General features: G+C 59.9%; 14 protein-coding genes. 10 read left to right on the forward strand and 4 right to left on the reverse strand.

Features of this window, described 5'->3' with window-relative positions:
• Positions 1-128: 128 nt before the first annotated feature.
• Genes AB7M22_RS03935 through AB7M22_RS03945 form a run of 3 tightly spaced genes read right to left on the reverse strand, consistent with a single transcriptional unit; the run spans position 129 to position 5084 of the window.
• The gene (locus AB7M22_RS03935) at positions 129-2030 is read right to left on the reverse strand and encodes an ATP-binding protein (protein ID WP_454185307.1); all 1902 of its coding nucleotides are present in this window, start codon (positions 2028-2030) and stop codon (positions 129-131) included.
• A complete protein-coding gene (locus tag AB7M22_RS03940) occupies positions 2027-2959 on the reverse strand; it encodes an ABC transporter substrate-binding protein (protein ID WP_454185308.1) in 933 nt (310 codons plus the stop codon). The genes AB7M22_RS03935 and AB7M22_RS03940 overlap by 4 nt, the downstream gene beginning before the upstream one ends.
• A gap of 1 nt (position 2960) precedes the next feature.
• A complete protein-coding gene (locus AB7M22_RS03945; protein WP_454185309.1) occupies positions 2961-5084 on the reverse strand; it encodes a TonB-dependent receptor plug domain-containing protein in 2124 nt (707 codons plus the stop codon).
• A 196-nt stretch (positions 5085-5280) separates the two neighbouring features.
• On the opposite strand from AB7M22_RS03945, the gene AB7M22_RS03950 reads away from it, so the two are divergent.
• The 5 genes from AB7M22_RS03950 to AB7M22_RS03970 all read left to right on the forward strand — a co-directional run bounded on the left by AB7M22_RS03950 (position 5281) and on the right by AB7M22_RS03970 (position 10396).
• A complete protein-coding gene (locus tag AB7M22_RS03950; RefSeq protein ID WP_454185310.1) occupies positions 5281-6306 on the forward strand; it encodes an NAD(P)H-dependent glycerol-3-phosphate dehydrogenase in 1026 nt (341 codons plus the stop codon).
• Positions 6307-6341: 35 nt separating this feature from the next.
• Positions 6342-6689: a DUF4389 domain-containing protein gene (locus AB7M22_RS03955; protein ID WP_454185311.1), complete on the forward strand. Its 348-nt coding sequence runs from the start codon at positions 6342-6344 to the stop codon at positions 6687-6689.
• Positions 6686-7138, forward strand: coding sequence for a phosphohistidine phosphatase SixA (gene sixA, locus AB7M22_RS03960; RefSeq protein WP_008011674.1), 453 nt, complete (start codon positions 6686-6688; stop codon positions 7136-7138). Before AB7M22_RS03955 ends, sixA begins: the two co-directional genes overlap by 4 nt.
• A gap of 1114 nt (positions 7139-8252) precedes the next feature.
• Positions 8253-9920, forward strand: a complete 1668-nt coding sequence (locus AB7M22_RS03965) for an AMP-binding protein (RefSeq protein WP_454185312.1) — start codon at positions 8253-8255, stop codon at positions 9918-9920.
• A gap of 32 nt (positions 9921-9952) precedes the next feature.
• Entirely contained in the window at positions 9953-10396 is a 444-nt protein-coding gene (locus AB7M22_RS03970) for a hotdog fold thioesterase (protein ID WP_008010965.1), read from the forward strand.
• Positions 10397-10428: 32 nt separating this feature from the next.
• Here the strand turns inward: AB7M22_RS03970 and AB7M22_RS03975 are convergent, their stop codons facing one another.
• On the reverse strand, positions 10429-13422 hold the full coding sequence (locus tag AB7M22_RS03975; protein WP_454185313.1) for an RHS repeat-associated core domain-containing protein: 2994 nt from the start codon (positions 13420-13422) through the stop codon (positions 10429-10431).
• 200 nt (positions 13423-13622) lie between these two features.
• Here AB7M22_RS03975 and AB7M22_RS03980 point away from each other — a divergent pair, with 200 nt between their 5' ends.
• The 5 genes from AB7M22_RS03980 to AB7M22_RS04000 all read left to right on the forward strand — a co-directional run bounded on the left by AB7M22_RS03980 (position 13623) and on the right by AB7M22_RS04000 (position 17943).
• Positions 13623-14429 (forward strand): alpha/beta fold hydrolase, encoded by an 807-nt coding sequence (locus AB7M22_RS03980; protein ID WP_454185314.1) that lies wholly within the window; start codon positions 13623-13625, stop codon positions 14427-14429.
• Positions 14426-15280 (forward strand): alpha/beta hydrolase, encoded by an 855-nt coding sequence (locus tag AB7M22_RS03985; RefSeq protein WP_008010968.1) that lies wholly within the window; start codon positions 14426-14428, stop codon positions 15278-15280. Before AB7M22_RS03980 ends, AB7M22_RS03985 begins: the two co-directional genes overlap by 4 nt.
• A gap of 50 nt (positions 15281-15330) precedes the next feature.
• Complete coding sequence (locus tag AB7M22_RS03990) at positions 15331-15990, forward strand: glutathione S-transferase family protein (RefSeq protein ID WP_007899019.1); 660 nt, start codon at positions 15331-15333, stop codon at positions 15988-15990.
• Between the two features lie 8 nt (positions 15991-15998).
• A complete protein-coding gene (locus AB7M22_RS03995) occupies positions 15999-16805 on the forward strand; it encodes a DUF4892 domain-containing protein (protein WP_454185315.1) in 807 nt (268 codons plus the stop codon).
• Between the two features lie 82 nt (positions 16806-16887).
• The gene (locus AB7M22_RS04000) at positions 16888-17943 is read left to right on the forward strand and encodes an AI-2E family transporter (protein WP_454185316.1); all 1056 of its coding nucleotides are present in this window, start codon (positions 16888-16890) and stop codon (positions 17941-17943) included.
• Positions 17944-17971 lie beyond the last annotated feature (28 nt).

The following is a 17971-nucleotide window of genomic DNA, read 5'->3' on the forward strand; positions in this document are numbered from 1 at the left end:
ACCAAGGACATGAATGTACACTTGTGCACTGAAATTATTATTCAAGCCCCTTTTCGGGCCTGTTCGGGTGCTTAAGACTGCCGCACTTTCGTCATTCACGCCAGTCGCAGATAGCCGAAAGGCCTGTACTACTGCACCCAACGCTGCAGAATTTGCTGCAGATCAGTGCGTTTGAAGGGCTTGGCCAGGTAATCGTTCATTCCCGCCGATAAACAGGCTTCGCGGTCGCCCTGCAAGGCATTGGCCGTCAGGGCGATGATCGGCACGTCAGCACAGCCGGGCAGTTGGCGAATCTGTCGGGTGGCCTCGTAGCCGTCGATGACCGGCAGTCGGCAGTCCATCAGAATCGCGTCGAAAGTCCGGCTCTCGGCGCTACGCACCGCTTGAGCACCATCGGTGACGACGCTGACAGTAAAGCCCAGACTGCGCAACATTGCTTCGACAACGGTGCGATTGACCGCGTTGTCCTCCACCAGCAGCACATTGAGACCTTCGCCGTGGTCATTGCCGGTATGTCCTCGCGGTGTCAGCACTGGCAGTGGCTGCTTGTACAGAGCCAAAGGGATTTCCAGGGTGAACACCGAGCCAACGCCTTCTTCGCTCTGAGCACGCAAGGTGCCGCCCATCCGCTCAGCCAGAGTGCGGGCAATCGGAAGCCCCAGCCCGGTACCACCGTAACGTCTTGAAATAGAACTGTCAGCCTGCTGGAACGCGTTGAACATCAATTCCAGGCTTTCGGGCGGGATGCCGATCCCGCTGTCGCGCACGGAGCAGGTGAACCACAGCAGTTCGTGATCCAGGGACTGCCACTGCGGTTCGATCGTGACGCGGCCCCGTTCGGTGAATTTCAGCGCGTTGCCGACCAGATTGACCAGAATCTGCCGGATCCGCGTCGGATCGCCCTGAACCTGCAGGACACGCATGTCCTCGGGTACCCGCAGTTGCAGTTCCAGCCCGCGTTGCGCCGCGCTGTGCTGGAACGACTGGGCGCAACTGCCGATCAGGTCTGCGAGGTTGAACGGGATATGCTCCAGCTCCAGTTCCGAACGCTCGATGCGCGAGAAATCGAGAATGTCGTTAATCACTTTGAGCAGGTGTTCGGTGGATTCGGAGGCCAGCGCCGCGTACTCGATCTGCTCCTCGGTCATCTCGGTGGTTTCCAGCAGTTGCAGCATGCCCAGCACGCCATTCATCGGCGTGCGCAATTCGTGACTCATCATCGCGAGGAAATCGGATTTGGCGTTGTTGGCTTTTTCCGCTTCCTCGCGGGTCTGGATCAATTGCGCCATGGCCTGATGCTGTTCGCGACTGGCTTGCTCAAGGCCTTGGGCAAGGTTGTTGATGTGCTGCGACAGGGCGCCCAGTTCAGTGTCGTCGACAATCGGCAGGGGCGTTTTGTAGTCGCCTTTCTGGATCGCCTTGACGGCGTTGCCGATGTCGTGGATCGGTTGCGACAGGCTGCCAGCCAGACGCCGAGCCAGCAGAAACGTAAACAGCAGAGCGAACAAGGCCAGGACTCCGGCCTTGAAGAGGATTTCCTGCTGGCGCTGGTTGAAGGCATCATTGGACAGGCCGACGATCACCCGGCCCAGATAATCCTCACCCGGCGCACTGGCGGCGCTCCGGCTGTTCTGAAAAAAGTCATTGTGGAGCGCGATGCGTTGCAGGCGCACCGGTGCCTGGAACACTTCGACCTGATGCGAGCGGTTGTGGGCTTCCGACGGTTGCTCGACGTACACCAGAATCCGGTTGGCTCTGTCCTGTACTTCCAAAAAGCGTACGTTGGGCGTGGCCAGGGTGGCCTTGAGCAAACTTTCGAGCACCTCGTTGTTGCCCGAAATCACCCCGTATTCGGTGGCCGGTGCCAGTTGATTGGCGATCAGCTGACCGGTGTGATTGAGTTCCTGGCGCAGGTCCTGGATTCGCACGAAGGTGAAAAAACTGATCAGCAGCAACGTCAGCAGCAGGGCCGGGCCGAGGCTGATGATTTGGGTGCGGGTATTGATGTCCCAACCGCGACGGAAGGTCATGGGCGGTGTTCTCCTTCGGCCAGCTGTGTTGCGACTGAGGCTTCATTCATCGGTTCAATACTGAGTGAGCGAGCCACTTGCGGGTTGCTCAAGACCTTGAAGTGCTGCGGATAAAGTGCGCGCGGCCAGGTGCTCGAGGGTCGGTCGAGCAGCTCGTCGAGAATTTTCAGCCAATCGTTCTGGTCGCTGTAAGTACTGGCCAGACTGCCGGCCCTGACAAAGGCTGCGTTGGGACCGATCAGGGCCAGTTGCCGCGCATAGCTGCTGAGCAGCAGGTTTTTTACGGTTTTCGGGTTGTACAGATCAGGGTCGTCCAGGCCCAGCAGCACATCACTGTTCTTCAGCAGGGCCTGCAAGGGGCGGCTGTCATTGGTGTTATCCCAACGCTCGGTGACCACTTCAAGGCCCAGGGGCAGAGCGGCCTGACGCAGTTCCTTCAACAAGAATTCGCTGTGGCTGTCGAAAAGCACGCCGACCCGCCGGGCCTCAGGCAGGAGCAGTCGGGTCAGGCGCAGCTGTCGGTCCAGCGGTGGATCGCTCCAGAGCAGGCTGAGGTGCGAGGGCATTTCATTGCCCAAGCGTTGGCGGGCTTGCAGGCGGCTGATGCGCAGCACCAGCGTTGCAGGGCCCTGAGTGTCTTGCAGGCGCCAGTCGAGGCTGGGTAAGTCGAGCAGCACCAGGCGGGTGTCGACAGGCAGTTGGCCTGGCGCCGGCAGGCTGGCGAGAGGCTGGAAGCGCACGCTGTCGGTGGGGCGCAACTCGCTGAGGGCCTGAACGAAAGACTCCACCCCGGGACTGTCCTCGGCACCGGTCAGCAGAATGTCGGCGGCCCGTGCCGGCAGATTGCACAGCAGCCCGGTAAACACCAGGCACAACCCGGCCAGCAGGCGGCCAAGGGTTGGCGTCTTCGGTGACGGGCGATGCTGCATCTTAGAACTCCAGCTCCGCGCTGAAGTAGAGTACCCGGCGATCGTCGTAATTGTTGTCGACGAAGGTGGTGGGCTGATTGTCGAGGCGTTGCTGGAGGACCCCGGCCAGCTCCAGATTGGCCCTGCCCAAACCGATGCGTTTGGCGATGCGGGTGTCGACCCGTTCGAAGCGATAACCGTTGAGGGCGTCGGCACCATAGTAGAAGAGCGCGCTGTTCCAGCCCTGGCCCCAGCTGCGTAGCCAACCGGCGGAGCCGCTGTTGCGCGCAGTCTGTCGTGCATCCAGCGGGTTGCTGGCTTCGGCATCGACATAGGCATAAGTCAGGCGCAGACGATCGGCGCTGCTGACGCGCCAATCCAGCTGGGTTTCAGTTCCAGTGAAGCGCGAGCTGTTCGAGTTGCTGGCGATGTACTGGTTGTTGCGCAGTGGTTCGCTGATCATGCCGGTGATTTCGTCGTAGAACAGCTTCACGTCGACCGCCAGCCCCCACTCTGCGAAGTAGCCGTTGTAGCCCAATTCCCGGGAGCGCATGCGTTCCTGTTCGAGGTCACCCGGGCCACGGGTCTTGACGAAATAGCGGGCGCTGGACTGGCCGTAGGCACTGGGCTTCAGGTTGGTCACCTGATAACTCCAGTTCACGTTGTTCTCGAACATGTCCGGCGAGCGGATGGCTTCCGAATACACCGCGCGCAAGCCGTGGCGCGGGTTGATCAGGTAATTGACCGCCACCCGCGGGGTTAGCGAGTTGCCGGTCAAGTGCGTGTCTTCGTACATCGCGCCGCCCTGCAACAACCAGTGTTCGGTGGCGCGCCACTCGAGTTGGCCGAACGCCCGCCAGGTGGTGTCGTCGAGCGTGCCATTGAAGTAGGTCTCGGAATCTGCCCGGTCGTAACGATAGTTCATGCCACTGACCAGCCGCAGACTGTCGGACAGGCTGAGCGTGTCTTGAAGTTCGAGGTCGTAGCGTGATTCCCGGGCGCTCTGGTCAATGTCGCCGCACAGCGTTTTGCTGGCGCCGTTTCGCCATTGCGTCAGGACCTGATTGGCCAGGGCTTGTTCCGCCGCTGTGCCGGACGGCGCGCCGAGGCCGGCGAAACGTGCGATGTTGCGCGCCAGACGTTCGGTGTAATTGGGGTTGAGCTGCCAAAGTTGGGTCAGCTCCGGGCTGAACGAGACCTCGGCATCGCAGGCACGCCAGGTTTGCTGGCGATCCCAGTGTTGCGCCGAGCCTTGAATATAAAGGCTGTGATCGGGATTGATGTCCAGATTCCAGCGCAGCGAGCCGGCATAGTCCTTGGCGATGACGTCGGAATTGTTCCCGGCGGCGGTAATCCCTGAAAATACGGGACGATAGGTATAGGGCCGCTGGTTGGTCCCGTCCTTGGCATTCAGTTGCCAGTCGATGCTCTGGTTTTCATTGAGCGTCTGGCTGACGGCGAGGCTGAAGCGGTTCAAGCGACGGCTGTCGCGGTAATCGGCACCGGTGCGGTTCGAGTCGAAGCCATCGTCTTGTTGGCCGGACAGCGACAGGCGCAAGTCGCCGCTGTCCCAACCGATGCCCTGGCTGGCGTAGAAATCGTTGATGCCGCGCTGGCCACGGGTGACTTTCAGCCGCGTGCCGTGGCTGTCGGCCGGTTTGCGGGTGATGATATTGACCACCGCCATCAGCGCGTTGGCGCCGTAGCTGACGGTGTTCGGGCCACGGAAAACCTCGATGCGCTCGATGTCTTCCATGGCCACCGGAATATCACTCCAGTCCACTGTGGCCAGGCCGGCGCGGTACACCGAGCGGCCGTCGATCAACACCTGCATGCGCCGCGCTTCGCTGGAATTGGTGCCGTGATAGTTCACCGCCGCCTGATTGCCGCTGATATTACCGACCATCATCCCCGGCACCAGCCGCAGCAACTCGCTGATGTCCCGCGCGCCGCTGGCATTGATCAGTTCGCTGTCGATCACCGTCATGCTCCCCGGCACGGCCGCAGGCGACTGCTTCAGGCGTGTCGCCGTCAGCACTTGCGGCAACGGATCATTGTCGAGGAACAGGTCGTCGGCCAGCAATGGCGAGCTGAAGATCAGCGCCAATACCAGCGGCGAGCGAGGGCAGGGAAAGCCAAAAGACACGGCACGGCCTTGATAGCGATTAGTTGGCGCGCATGTTAACCGAGCGCAAAGACTTTTCCAGTCACGTTATGGGCATTTTCCTCGGTTTTCTTGGTCTTCTTCCTACAAGTGTCGGTAATTGATGCTGGGGCTGGCCGCGACTGGGCCGCTCCGTATAATGCCGGCATCGCCACTGGTATGGATTAACGGATTGCATATGACTGAACAGCGCCCAATTGCGGTCCTGGGAGGCGGAAGTTTTGGTACCGCCGTGGCTAATCTGTTGGCCGAAAATGGGCATCAGGTCCGGCTGTGGATGCGCGACCCCGAACAGGCCGAGGCCATTCGGGTCAATCGTGAGAACCCGCGTTATCTAAAAGGCATCAAGATTCTTCCGGCAGTGGAAGCGGTCACAGACCTGCAAGCCACCCTGGAGGCCTGCGACCTGTGTTTTGTCGCGCTGCCGTCCAGCGCGCTGCGCTCGGTCCTGGTCCCTCACGCCGAACGTTTGAGCGGCAAACTGCTGGTGAGCCTGACCAAAGGCATCGAAGCCCATACGTTCAAGCTGATGAGCGAGATCCTCGAAGAAATCGCCCCACAAGCGCGCATAGGCGTGCTGTCGGGCCCGAATCTGGCCCGTGAAATCGCCGAGCACGCGCTGACCGCCACCGTGGTCGCCAGCGAAGACGAAGCGCTTTGCCAACAGGTTCAGGAAGCGCTGCATGGCCGGACCTTTCGCGTGTACGCCAGCGCCGACCGTTTTGGTGTGGAGCTGGGCGGGGCGCTGAAAAACGTCTACGCGATCATCGCCGGCATGGCGGTGGCGTTGGGCATGGGTGAAAACACCAAGAGCATGCTGATCACTCGGGCACTGGCGGAAATGACCCGCTTCGCGGTGAATCAGGGCGCCAACCCGATGACTTTCCTCGGCTTGGCGGGTGTCGGCGACTTGATCGTGACGTGCTCGTCGCCCAAAAGCCGTAACTATCAGGTCGGATTTGCCCTCGGCCAAGGCTTGAGCCTGGAAGACGCGGTGACGCGTCTGGGCGAAGTCGCCGAAGGCGTGAACACCCTTAAGGTGCTCAAGGCCAAGGCGCAGGACGCGGGCGTGTATATGCCATTGGTCGCCGGATTGCATGCGATTCTGTTCGAAGGGCGCACGCTTGACCAGGTGATTGAGTTGTTGATGCGGGGTGAACCGAAAACCGACGTGGACTTTATCTCCACCAGTGGTTTCAACTGAGCACTTAACCGAGACGAGCAGGGAGCGACACAGACATGAATGATCCGAAAGTAGAAGCCAAGTACGAATCCATCCTGCTGCGGGTGCTGTGGATGATTGTCTATGTGCTGGTCTGGCAAGTGGCGCAATTGATCCTCGGTGCGGTGGTGTTTGTGCAGCTGATCTATCGTTTGATTTATGGCGCACCGAGCGCCAGCTTGATGAGTTTCGGCGACAGTCTGAGCCAGTTTCTGGCGCAGATCGGTCGTTTCGGCAGCTTTCACAGCGACCAGAAGCCCTGGCCGTTCGCCGACTGGCCGACGCCGCGTACACCGGAAGGTGAAGCCCCGCACGTTGTGGCGCCAGCACCGCATCCGGCCCGAGATGAGGAACCGAAGCTATGAAACTCTGGGTATTGCGTCATGGTGAAGCCGAACCTCACGGTACTCGCCCCGACTCCGAGCGGACATTGACCGCCCACGGCCGTGGAGAGGTGTTGCGTGCTGCCGCCTATTTGATGGGCAAGCCACTCACTGCCATTTATGCCAGTCCTTATCAGCGAGCGCAGGAGACGGCAGAAATTGTGCGCACGACGCTCGGTTTCGCGCCGGAGATTCGCACCGTCGACTGGCTGACCCCGGATAGCGATCCGGACAAGGTGGCGGAGCAACTCGTGTCGGTGAGTGACGTTCTGTTGGTCAGTCACAATCCGCTGGTGGGCAACTTGCTGAGCTATCTGCAGCATGGCGCCGGCCATCCACCGGAAAAAGTCAGCACCGCCGGCCTGGCTGAGCTTGAAAACAATGAACTGCTGATCGGGTCGATGAAGCTCAACGGCATCAAGCACCCGTAATCGCTTCGGCTGTGGCCTTCGCTTTGGTGCCTTTGCTTCTGCGGTGGCCTTCGCTTTGGCGCCTTTGCTTCTGCTTTTGTAGGAGCGAGGCTCGCCCGCGAAGCTTTTAGCGTTTTCGAAGGCCCCTTCGCGGGCAAGCCTCGCTCCTACAGAGGCGATGGCGTTCGGTTTTGTGGGAAATGGTCACCAAGCACTTGCCTGGGCCTTGCTTCTGCTTTTGTAGGAGCGAGGCTCGCCCGCGAAGCTTTTAGCGTCTTCGAAGGCCCCTTCGCGGGCAAGCCTCGCTCCTACAGAGGCGATGGCGTTCGGTTTTGTGGGAAATGGTCACCAAGCACTTGCCTGGGCCTTGCTTCTGCTTTTGTAGGAGCGAGGCTCGCCCGCGAAGCTTTTAGCGTCTTCGAAGGCCCCTTCGCGGGCAAGCCTCGCTCCTACAGAGGCGATGGCGTTCGGTTTTGTGGGAAATGGTCACCAAGCACTTGCCTGGGCCTTGCTTCTGCTTTTGTAGGAGCGAGGCTCGCCCGCGAAGCTTTTAGCGTCTTCGAAGGCCCCTTCGCGGGCAAGCCTCGCTCCTCAGAGGCGATGGCGTTCGGTTTTGTGGGAAATGGTCACCAAGCAGTTGCCTGGGCCTTGCTTCTGCTTTTGTAGGAGCGAGGCTCGCCCGCGAAGCTTTTAGCGTCTTCGAAGGCCCCTTCGCGGGCAAGCCTCGCTCCTCAGAGGCGATGGCGTTCGGTTTTGTGTGAAATGGTCACCAAGCACTTGCCTGGGCTTTGCTTCTGCTTTTGTAGGAGCGAGGCTCGTCCGCGAAGCTTTTAGCGTTTTCGAAGGCCCCTTCGCGGGCAAGCCTCGCTCCTCAGAGGCGATGGCGTTCGGTTTTGTGGGAAATGGTCACCAAGCACTTGCCTGGGCCTTGCTTCTGCTTTTGTAGGAGCGAGGCTCGCCCGCGAAGCTTTTAGCGTTTTCGAAGGCCCCTTCGCGGGCAAGCCTCGCTCCTACAGAGGCGATGGCGTTCGGTTTTTTGTGAAGATAGCGTTCGGTTTTTTATGTGAAATAGTCGACCAAGCACTTGCTTGGTTGACTACGCTTGCTCCAGACAAAAAATAATGGAGCAAGTCGCATGTCTGCTGCTTTCCGTTTGCCATTGGACGCCTTCTACGAGCGTGAAACCCGTCATCCCCGCCAGCGCTTTCTGGTCCAGCCGACGGGGGGCGGCCAGGTCGAGACGTTGACCTGGGCCGACGTCGGCCATCAGGCGCGCTGTGCCGCCCACTGGCTGCGGGCTCGCGAATTGCCACAAGGCAGCCACATCGCGCTGATCTCGAAAAACTGCGCCCACTGGATCATCGCCGACCTGGCGATCTGGATGGCCGGGCATGTCTCGGTGCCGCTGTATCCCAATCTGACCGCCGATTCCGTGGCCCAAGTGCTCGATCATTCCGAAGCCGCACTGGTGTTCATCGGCAAGCTGGATGACTGGCCGGGTATGTCCGCCGGGGTCAGATCCGACCTGCCAACCATCAGCCTGCCGCTGTGCCCGGCCGGCACCTTCGATTTCAGCTGGGCCGATCTGCAGCGCAGCTCGCCGATTCAGGACGACCCCAAACCCGCCGCCGATCAACTGGCGACTGTTATTTACACCTCTGGCACCACGGGCCAACCCAAAGGCGTGATGCACAGTTTTGGCAACTTGGGCTTTGCCACCACTCGTGGCACGCAGTTATTTGGCCTGAATGAGTCGGATCGCCTGCTGTCCTACCTGCCGCTGTGCCACGTTGCCGAGCGAATGTTCGTCGAGTTGGCATCGATCTATACCGGGCAAACGGTATTTTTTGCCGAGAGCCTCGACACCTTCCTCACCGATCTGCAGCGTGCCCGGCCGACCGCGCTGTTCGGTGTGCCGCGGATCTGGACCAAATTCCAGATGGGCGTCTACAGCAAGATCCCGGAAAAGCGCCTCGACTTCCTGCTCGGCTTGCCCTTCATCGGCAAACGGGTAGGGCACAAAGTCCTCGCCGGGTTGGGGCTGGACGCCTTGCGCATCGCCTTGTCCGGCGCTGCGCCCGTGCCGCAGACCTTGCTGCTCTGGTACCAAAAACTGGGGCTGGATGTGCTGGAGGTGTACGGCATGACCGAAAGCTGCGGTTATTCCCACATCGGCCTGCCGGGTCAGAACAAACCCGGCTGGATCGGCAAGCCATGCCCGGAAGTCGAAGTGCGCATCGAACCGTCTGGCGAAGTACTGGTGCGCAGCGGCGCGACCATGCTCGGCTATTTCAAGGAACCTGGGAAAACCGCCGAAGCCATCACCGAGGACGGTTTCCTGCGTACCGGTGACAAGGGCGAGGAAGATGCCGAAGGCAACCTGCGCCTGACCGGGCGCCTGAAGGAAATATTCAAAACCAGCAAAGGCAAATACGTTGCCCCGGCACCGATTGAAAATCGCCTTGCGGTGCATGCGCGGATCGAACAAGTGTGCGTGGTTGGCGATGGGCTGAGCGCACCACTGGGGTTGTGCGTGCTGTCGGCGGTCGGCCGGCAGGACGCGAATGGATCGGCCCGGGCGGGTTTGCATTCAAGCCTGGAAAAACTGCTGGAGGAGGTCAACGGCGTTCTCGACAGGCATGAGCGCTTGCGTCGGCTGGTGGTGGTCAAGGACAGTTGGGCGGTGGAAAACGGCTTCCTGACACCGACCCTGAAGATCAAGCGCAACATGATCGAAGCAGTTTACGGTGCGCGCTTCGAAGAATGGAGCGAGCGTAGCGAGGCGGTGCTGTGGCAGGATTGAGCCACGAACAACTCCAACAAAGGAACGTAACGATGAGTCTGTGGCGCACCATTCCCCATCTCGAGCAGTTGAACGCAATCCAGAAAAACACCATCGGCGAAGTGCTGGATATTCGCTTCGAAGCCTTCGATGACGAGTCCCTGACCGCAAGCATGGTCATCGACCATCGCACGCACCAGCCCTATGGTTTGTTGCACGGTGGCGCCTCGGTGGTGCTGGCCGAAACCGTTGGCTCGATGGCCAGTTACCTGTGCATCGACGCCAGCAAGTTTTATTGCGTGGGCCTGGAAATCAACGCCAATCATTTGCGCGGCCTGCGCAGTGGGCGAGTGACGGCGGTGGCCAAGGCGATTCACATTGGTCGCACTACCCATGTCTGGGATATCCGTTTGAGCAGCGATGAGGGCAAGGCCAGTTGTGTGTCGCGGCTGACCATGGCGGTGGTGCCGTTGGGTGAGACGCCGCCAGCGCGTTGACCCGCGTGTGTTTAGAAAGGGGAAGGCGCTCGTCACCTCAACTGTGATTGTGAATAGCGTCGTTGCCCGGCAGTTGTTTCGCTAACGTAGAAAAAGTCAGTGGTCGATGGGGCCGTCTCCGGCACATTCTCTCGGGCGGTTCCTGCCCCCGCGATTCCTTTTTCTACGTCGTAGCTTGTCTGACCAAGTTCTGCACTGAGCCCCGGTGTGGCAATGGTCATAAAAGTAGATCGAAAATCGCCGATGGCGGTGAAAACTGCCCGCGTGACTGCTGCTTTTGACTCGGCGGGCAGGTCGGCGTAACCAGGAACAAATGCTATCGCCTGATTGGCCAGTTGTGCGAGTGAGGTGAAGAAGTGCCGACTGCCGACACCAACGACACCCTTGGAGGAATCGAACGATGGCTCGCCTCCTTTTGCCGGTAGGGTGGGGGTACCGAGCCAGCCCCTGACGAAGGAAGCTCCAGCAGCCCCGGTTGCCGTTGCCAGCGAGCCGCCGAACATAAACTGCAGAGCTATACCGGCAGGAGAACTGCCAAACACCAGCGCGCTCCCATATCCCACTAGTGTGCCAGCAACGCCTGCGACACCCACACTGGCTATCGTTGTTGTTGCGTCTGCACGTCCAACAGAGGGATTGCTCGAACCAATATGTGCAAAATGTTGCGCCGTGAGTTCGCGAAAACCCGCCCCAAAAAGGCCGCCTATCTGCTGGGCCGCTGCGGTATTGCCTGCCGGATTGAAATGACCAATCAGAGAGGGGGCAGCCCCGAGTGCCGCACCCAGCGCTATGCCTCCAGCTTTTGCGATCATTGGGCCCCAGCTCGATGGATCTTCAACGGAAAATCGAGACTGGGCCCAGTTGGCAGAACCATATCCGCTGAGGGCGCCGCTTGCTGCTCCCGCGAGGGATCCGCTGATAGTCATCGCTAAACCGGTAGGTGCTAGCGCAGCTGCTATCGAATATTGCACCGCAGAGGCAAGCAATGCGCTGGGCTCTTCGCGAGCGAGTGTCGCACCTGTGGCCCTCAACGCATCGAAGCCAGCCAGACCTTGAATATCGACGAACGTGATCGGGTTACCGTGGACCATGGCGAGCAGATTCAGTCCATCGGCAATACCACCCGGGTCCGCATTCAGCCACCGCTGACACCACGGCATGTAATAGCGAAAGCCGTAGTAATAAAGCCCCGTTGCGTCCCGCTCCTGCCCCGAGTAGCGAATCGTTTTGTAACTCGCTTCGAGCTTGTTCCGCCCGGCCCACCAACAGGTTCCGCCGTAAGGATAGTAGCTTTCCCATGTGATCAGTTTGGCGGATTCATCCAGTTCGACCGAGCTGGAGTTCAAATGATCGGTGAAGCTGTAGCGGTGCTGGTCCTGCGGAATGCCTGACGGGGGCTCTTTCTCCCAGTGCAGGACCTGAACCGTCCCACGCCCGGCCTTGACCGTAATGACATGGAGGATTTCGTCGGGGGAGGTGCGAATTTCCACACCCGGCAGGTAGCGGGTTTCGTGCGTGCGAGTCAATGTGCCGGTGTAGGCTTGGCGGATCTTGCGCTGTCGCTGACCGCTGCCGTCGTATAGGTAAAACTCGATGTCGTCAGGTTCGTTCTCGCGCACTACCTGCTCGACCTGACGCAACTGATTGCGCAGGTCCCATAGCAGGTCTTGTCTGGGTTGGAGGTACTTGCGGTTACCGTTCAGGTCAAAGCCTGCGGCAATCTCGTTCTCCTCCGGCAGTTCTCCATTGGCTTTTTGGGGGAGGCTGCGATTACTCAATCCGGCGATGGCGGTACATTCGGTACGGCTGGCGCTATCCGCCTGATGCTGCATGACCCGCATATTTCCCGCGTTGTCGTAGGTGTAGAACCGCGTGTAATTTTCCAGTTGTCCGGGATCGGGGGCGCACTGGAAATCGGGTAGTTGCGGCCCGGCGGGGGCATAGCGAACCTGTCGGCCACGGGCTTCGATCAGTCGATAAAGGCTGTCGTACCGGTAGCGAAGGGTCGGATCAATCCGTTGATTGCGGTGGTAGTGAGCCGTTTCAGCGGCGTCGGTCAAACACGTGACATTGCCCACCGCGTCGTATTCGTACGTCAGATCCTGCAGCGCAGGCTGTCCAGGCAGGCAGGCCTTCAAGTGCTCCAGCCGACCATCTTCCGGGCGAAAAGTCGCGGTAGAAATAACACCATTTCTCGCACGCTGATGCTCGATCTGGCCGAAGGCGTTGTACTGGATTTCACTGATCAGCGTTTTTTGTTTTGCCAGCCCGGTGAGTTTCAGGCTGACCTCGCGTATTTGCGCGGCGCGATCCTGAAGAAATGTCTGTGTGTTACCCCGTGCGTCGGTCTGGCTGACGGGGTCACCTGCGGCATTACAGCTGATGCGTGTAATGGCCGATTCAGTTTCCAGAAAAGTATCGCGCTCTGCTTGCGCCGCGGGCCAGTCAATCGGCCATTGCGGATCCGCGACGAATGTACGGCTGATTTGCAGCGGTGTGCCGGCGAGGCTGAATTGGGCAAAGTGCTGCGTTCCTGCGGTATCGTCATGCCGAATCAATTGGCCGCGCTGGTTATGGGTTTCATCGGCGCTGGCATCCATGTAGGAAAAACGTGCAACGCAATGCTCCGGTCCGCCGTGGGCGCGCTCGAATGTGGCGATGGGACGCCGCTGTCGGTCATAGTCCACGCGGCTATGGCTGAGTTTCTGATCCCACCCGTCAACACCTTGTCCATCTTCGCCGAACAACCCCAGGCGCCAACCGGCGTCACTGTTTTCGGACAGGAGCACGACGCCTGACAGGCTGAACACATTTTTTTGATTGGCGGCCGTCTGCCGAGCGTCTTGATGTAAAAGGAACAGTCGTGGATCGCGGCTTAGCACCGCACGACCGGCAATGTCGTGCATCTGTTGGGTGATGCAACTCTCAGGAGCGGTCACACCGTCGCGACGGTGATACGCGATGGCCCGCACACCATGTCCTCGAGAGTCGAAGGCTTCGATAGCTGGAGTGTTTGCGTGGGTCATGACTGGCGTTGCCTGTGGCTTGGCGACAGTGATCTTATCGGCGTCATCAGGCTTGACTGTCAACTGTCAGAACTAACAGGTGCTCGCTAAAACTGATATAGCCACGGCACGACTGTCATCATTCCTGGCAGTTACGGTCATTGCAGATACCGGTAGGCTTGCGGACAATCGGGCTCTGTTCTCGCTATGGATTTGCAGGTATGTCGCAACAGATATTTTTCGCCCACGCCAATGGCTTTCCTTCTGGGACCTACGGCAAGTTGTTCGCGGCGCTGGCGCCCGAGTATCAGGTGACGCATCTGGAGCAGCACGCCCATGACCCGCGTTTTCCTGCGGACGACAACTGGAACAATCTGGTGGACGAACTGATCCATCACCTCAAGCAGCAGCCGGAACCGGTCTGGGGCGTCGGTCACTCCTTTGGCGGCGTGCTGCACTTGCATGCCGCATTGCGTTGCCCTGAGCTGTATCGCGGCGTGGTGATGCTCGATTCGCCGGTGCTGACCCGCGCCGATCAATGGGTAATCCGCGCCGCCAAGCGCTTCGGTTTCATCGATCGCCTGACCCCGGCCGGCCGCACATTGGGACGACGGGAAGAGTTCGCCGATCTGGACGCGGCCCGCCTGTATTTCGCCGGTAAAACCCTGTTTCGTGGCTTCGATCCGGAATGCTTCGACGCCTATCTTCAACATGGTTTGCAAAAGGTCGGCGACAAACTGCGCCTGCGTTTCGATCCGGCCACGGAAATCAGCATATACCGTGGCGTGCCCCACACCAGCCCCGGCCGTGCACGGCAACTGAAAGTGCCGCTGGCGGTGGTTCGCGGGCACAAGAGCCGCGTGGTGATGCGCCATCATGCCCGTTCCGTCGGGCGCATGCCCTTGGGTGAGTCCTTGACCATGCCCGGCGGCCATATGTTTCCCCTCGAACGCCCACAAGACACGGCCACGCTGCTGAAGAATCTGTTCAGTCGCTGGGACGGTCGCAGCCAACAGGATTGCGCATGAACAGCGTCGTCGAAGAAGTTCGCCTGAGCCTGCCGCATATCGAGTTGGCGGCGCACTTGTTCGGTCCCGAGGATGGCTTGCCAGTGATCGCCTTGCACGGCTGGCTGGACAACGCCAACAGCTTTGCCCGGCTGGCGCCCAAGCTCAAGGGCTTGCGCATCATCGCGCTGGACATGGCCGGGCACGGTCACTCTGGGCATCGGCCGAACGGCGCCGGTTACGCGCTGTGGGACTACGCCCACGACGTGCTGCAAGTGGCCGAGCAGTTGGGGTGGAAACGTTTTGCGCTGCTGGGGCACTCCCTGGGGGCGATCGTCTCGCTGGTGCTGGCCGGGTCGTTGCCGGAGCGGGTGACTCATCTGGCCTTGATCGACGGTATCATTCCTCCTACAGACAAAGGCGAAAACGCCGCTGAGCGCATGGGCATGGCCCTGCAAGCGCAGCTGGATCTGCGGGAAAAACGCAAACCGGTCTACAACACCCTCGATCGCGCCATCGAAGCGCGAATGAAAGGCTTGGTGGCGGTGAGTCGCGAGGCCGCCGAACTGCTGGCGCAGCGCGGCTTGATGCCGGTGCCGGGTGGTTATACCTGGCGCACCGACAATCGCCTGACCCTTCCATCACCGCTGCGTCTGACCACTGAACAGGCGATGGCCTTCGTTCAGCGTGTCAGTTGTCCTGCACACCTGGTGGTCGCGGCTGACGGCATGCTCGCCAAACATCCCGAGTTGCTGGAACGTCTACCCTTTAGCCGTGAACAGTTGCCTGGCGGCCACCATTTGCACCTGAATGACGAACCCGGTGCCGACCTTGTCGCAGACTGTTTCAATCGGTTCTTCGCCATTCCTTGACTTGCGCCGGGCAACTGTCGAGGCTGGGCGGGTTGAAATGGGAGACAACCATGATAGATCTGTACACCGCTGCGACCCCGAATGGCCACAAGGTCTCTATCGTGCTCGAGGAACTCGGCCTGCCCTATACGGTGCATGCCTTGAGTTTCGACAAAAAGGAACAGAAGTCCCCGGACTTCCTCAAGATCAATCCCAATGGGCGGATTCCGGCGATTGTCGACCGTGCCAATGGCGATTTCGCCGTGTTTGAGTCCGGCGCGATTCTGATTTACCTCGCCGAGATGACCGGCAAACTGCTGCCCCAGGACCCCAAGGGGCGCTCGGTGGTATTGCAGTGGCTGATGTTCCAGATGGGCGGAATCGGGCCGATGCAGGGCCAGGCCAACGTGTTTTTCCGTTACTTCCCGGAAAAACTCCAAGGCGCTATCGACCGTTATCAACATGAAACCCGGCGCTTGTATGAAGTGCTCGACACGCGTCTGCAAGCCGTAGAGTTTCTGGCGGGCGAGTACAGCATTGCCGACATTGCCACTTATCCGTGGGTCCGTGGCCATGAATGGTCTGGTGTCGCGGTGGATGGCTTGTCAGCCCTGCAGCGCTGGATGGCGACAATGGAGGCGCGCCCTGCGGTACAACGCGGTTTACTGGTGCCCGAGCGAATTGATGACGACAGTGTCATCAAGGGTGCCCAGGCCATGCTGATTCGATGAGTCCATCCATGCGTTCACTCACCCTGCTGGCGCTGTGTTGTTTCAGTCCTCTGTTATTTGCCGCCGACATCCCGGGCAGTCAGGACCTGCCGATCGTGCCGCGTATGGCCGATGCGCAGATCGTCGACTATCGCCCGGCTGTCGAGCTCGAGCGGATTTACCCGTTGGGTTCGATCCGCAAGATCAGCGGCCAGCTGCGCTTCGACGGTCAGGTCACTGCTCGGGGGCAAACCACCTCGGTGACCTACGAATTGCCACCGGAACATTCCTCTACCGATGCCTTCACCGCCGCTCGCGAAGCCTTGCAAAAGCAGGGCGCCGAGTTGTTGTTCTGGTGCCAGGCCCGGGATTGTGGCGAAAGCAGCCTGTGGGCCAATGAAGTCTTCGGCAACGCCAAGCTGTATGGCGCCGATAATCAGCAGGCTTATTTGTTGCTGCGTTTGGCGGCCCCTCAAGACAACACACTGGTGGCGCTTTACAGCATCACGCGTGGCAATCGCAGGGCTTATCTGCACGTCGAACAGTTCGATGCTGCTGCACCATTGGGCGATTTGCTGCCAACTTCCGCGACCTTGCTGCGACAGCTCAAGAGCACCGGTGAGCTTGATTTCCCCAAACTCGACGGCAATCCTGACGACACCTGGCTGCGTTTGATTTCCCGAGGCCTGAACCTGGACACCACATTGCGCGTCAATGTTTCGGGGCCCAATGCCGAAGCCTGGCGCCAGGCGCTGATCGGCCAGGGTGTGCGGTCGGCACGGATGGAAACCGGCAACGTCGAAGGCTCTGGTCTGCACTTCGAGCTGTTGCGATAAGCTTCATTCTGCGAGCGCGTTCTGCGCGTTCGCCTACTCTTTGCTGACTGACTTTTTCGTCTGACTTTTTTCAGGATCATACATGCCCAATAACGATCGGCTGTTGGTGCAAATTCTGCTCCTGGTGCTGTTTGGCGCGAGCTTTTGGGTGATGGCGCCGTTCTGGTCGGCGCTGTTCTGGGGCGCGGTGCTGGCGTTTGCCAGTTGGCCACTGATGCGTTTGTTGACCCGTTGGCTCAATGGCCGTGAATCCCTGGCGGCGCTGTTACTGACATTAGGCTGGATGTTACTGGTGGCAGCACCGTTGGTGTGGCTGGGTTTCAACCTGGCGGATCATGTACGCGATGCCACGGCGTTCATCAAGGATGTGCAAGTCGACGGTCTGCCTGAAGCACCGACCTGGCTGGGCAGTATTCCCTTGGTCGGCGAGCGGTTGGTGGGTATCTGGAACAGCATCGATCAGCAAGGCGCGGCGATGATGCTGGCGATCAAGCCTTATCTGGGGCAGGTCGGTAACTGGTTGCTGGCCCGCAGTGCGCAGATTGGTGGCGGCATCCTTGAGCTGACGCTGAGTATTGTCTTTGTGTTCTTTTTCTACCGCGACGGGCCGCGGTTGGCGGTGTTTGTCCATGGATTGCTGGAACGGCTGATCGGTGACCGCGCCGGCTATTACATCGAGTTGGTGGCGGGCACCGTACAGCGGGTGGTCAATGGGGTGATCGGCACAGCGGCGGCTCAGGCAGTGCTGGCGTTGATCGGCTTCCTGATTGCCGGCGTGCCTGGGGCGCTGGTGCTGGGGGTCGTGACGTTTTTGCTGAGTCTGATTCCGATGGGGCCGCCGTTGGTGTGGATTCCAGCCACGGCGTGGTTGGCCTGGAAGGGGGAGTATGGGATGGCGGTGTTCCTTGGGTGCTGGGGGACATTCATCATCAGCGGAGTCGACAACGTACTTAAGCCGTACCTGATCAGCCGGGGCGGGAATCTGCCGTTGGTGATCGTGCTGCTCGGGGTATTTGGCGGGTTGATTGCGTTTGGGTTTATCGGTCTGTTCATCGGCCCGACATTGTTGGCCGTGGCTTACAGCCTGCTGACTGATTGGAGCAAGAGTCAGGCTCGGGTCGATGATCGCCGGCCCTGACCTGTGGGAGCGGGCCTGCTCGCGATGA

The organism is Pseudomonas sp. ADAK2 TE3594, assembly GCF_053628675.1.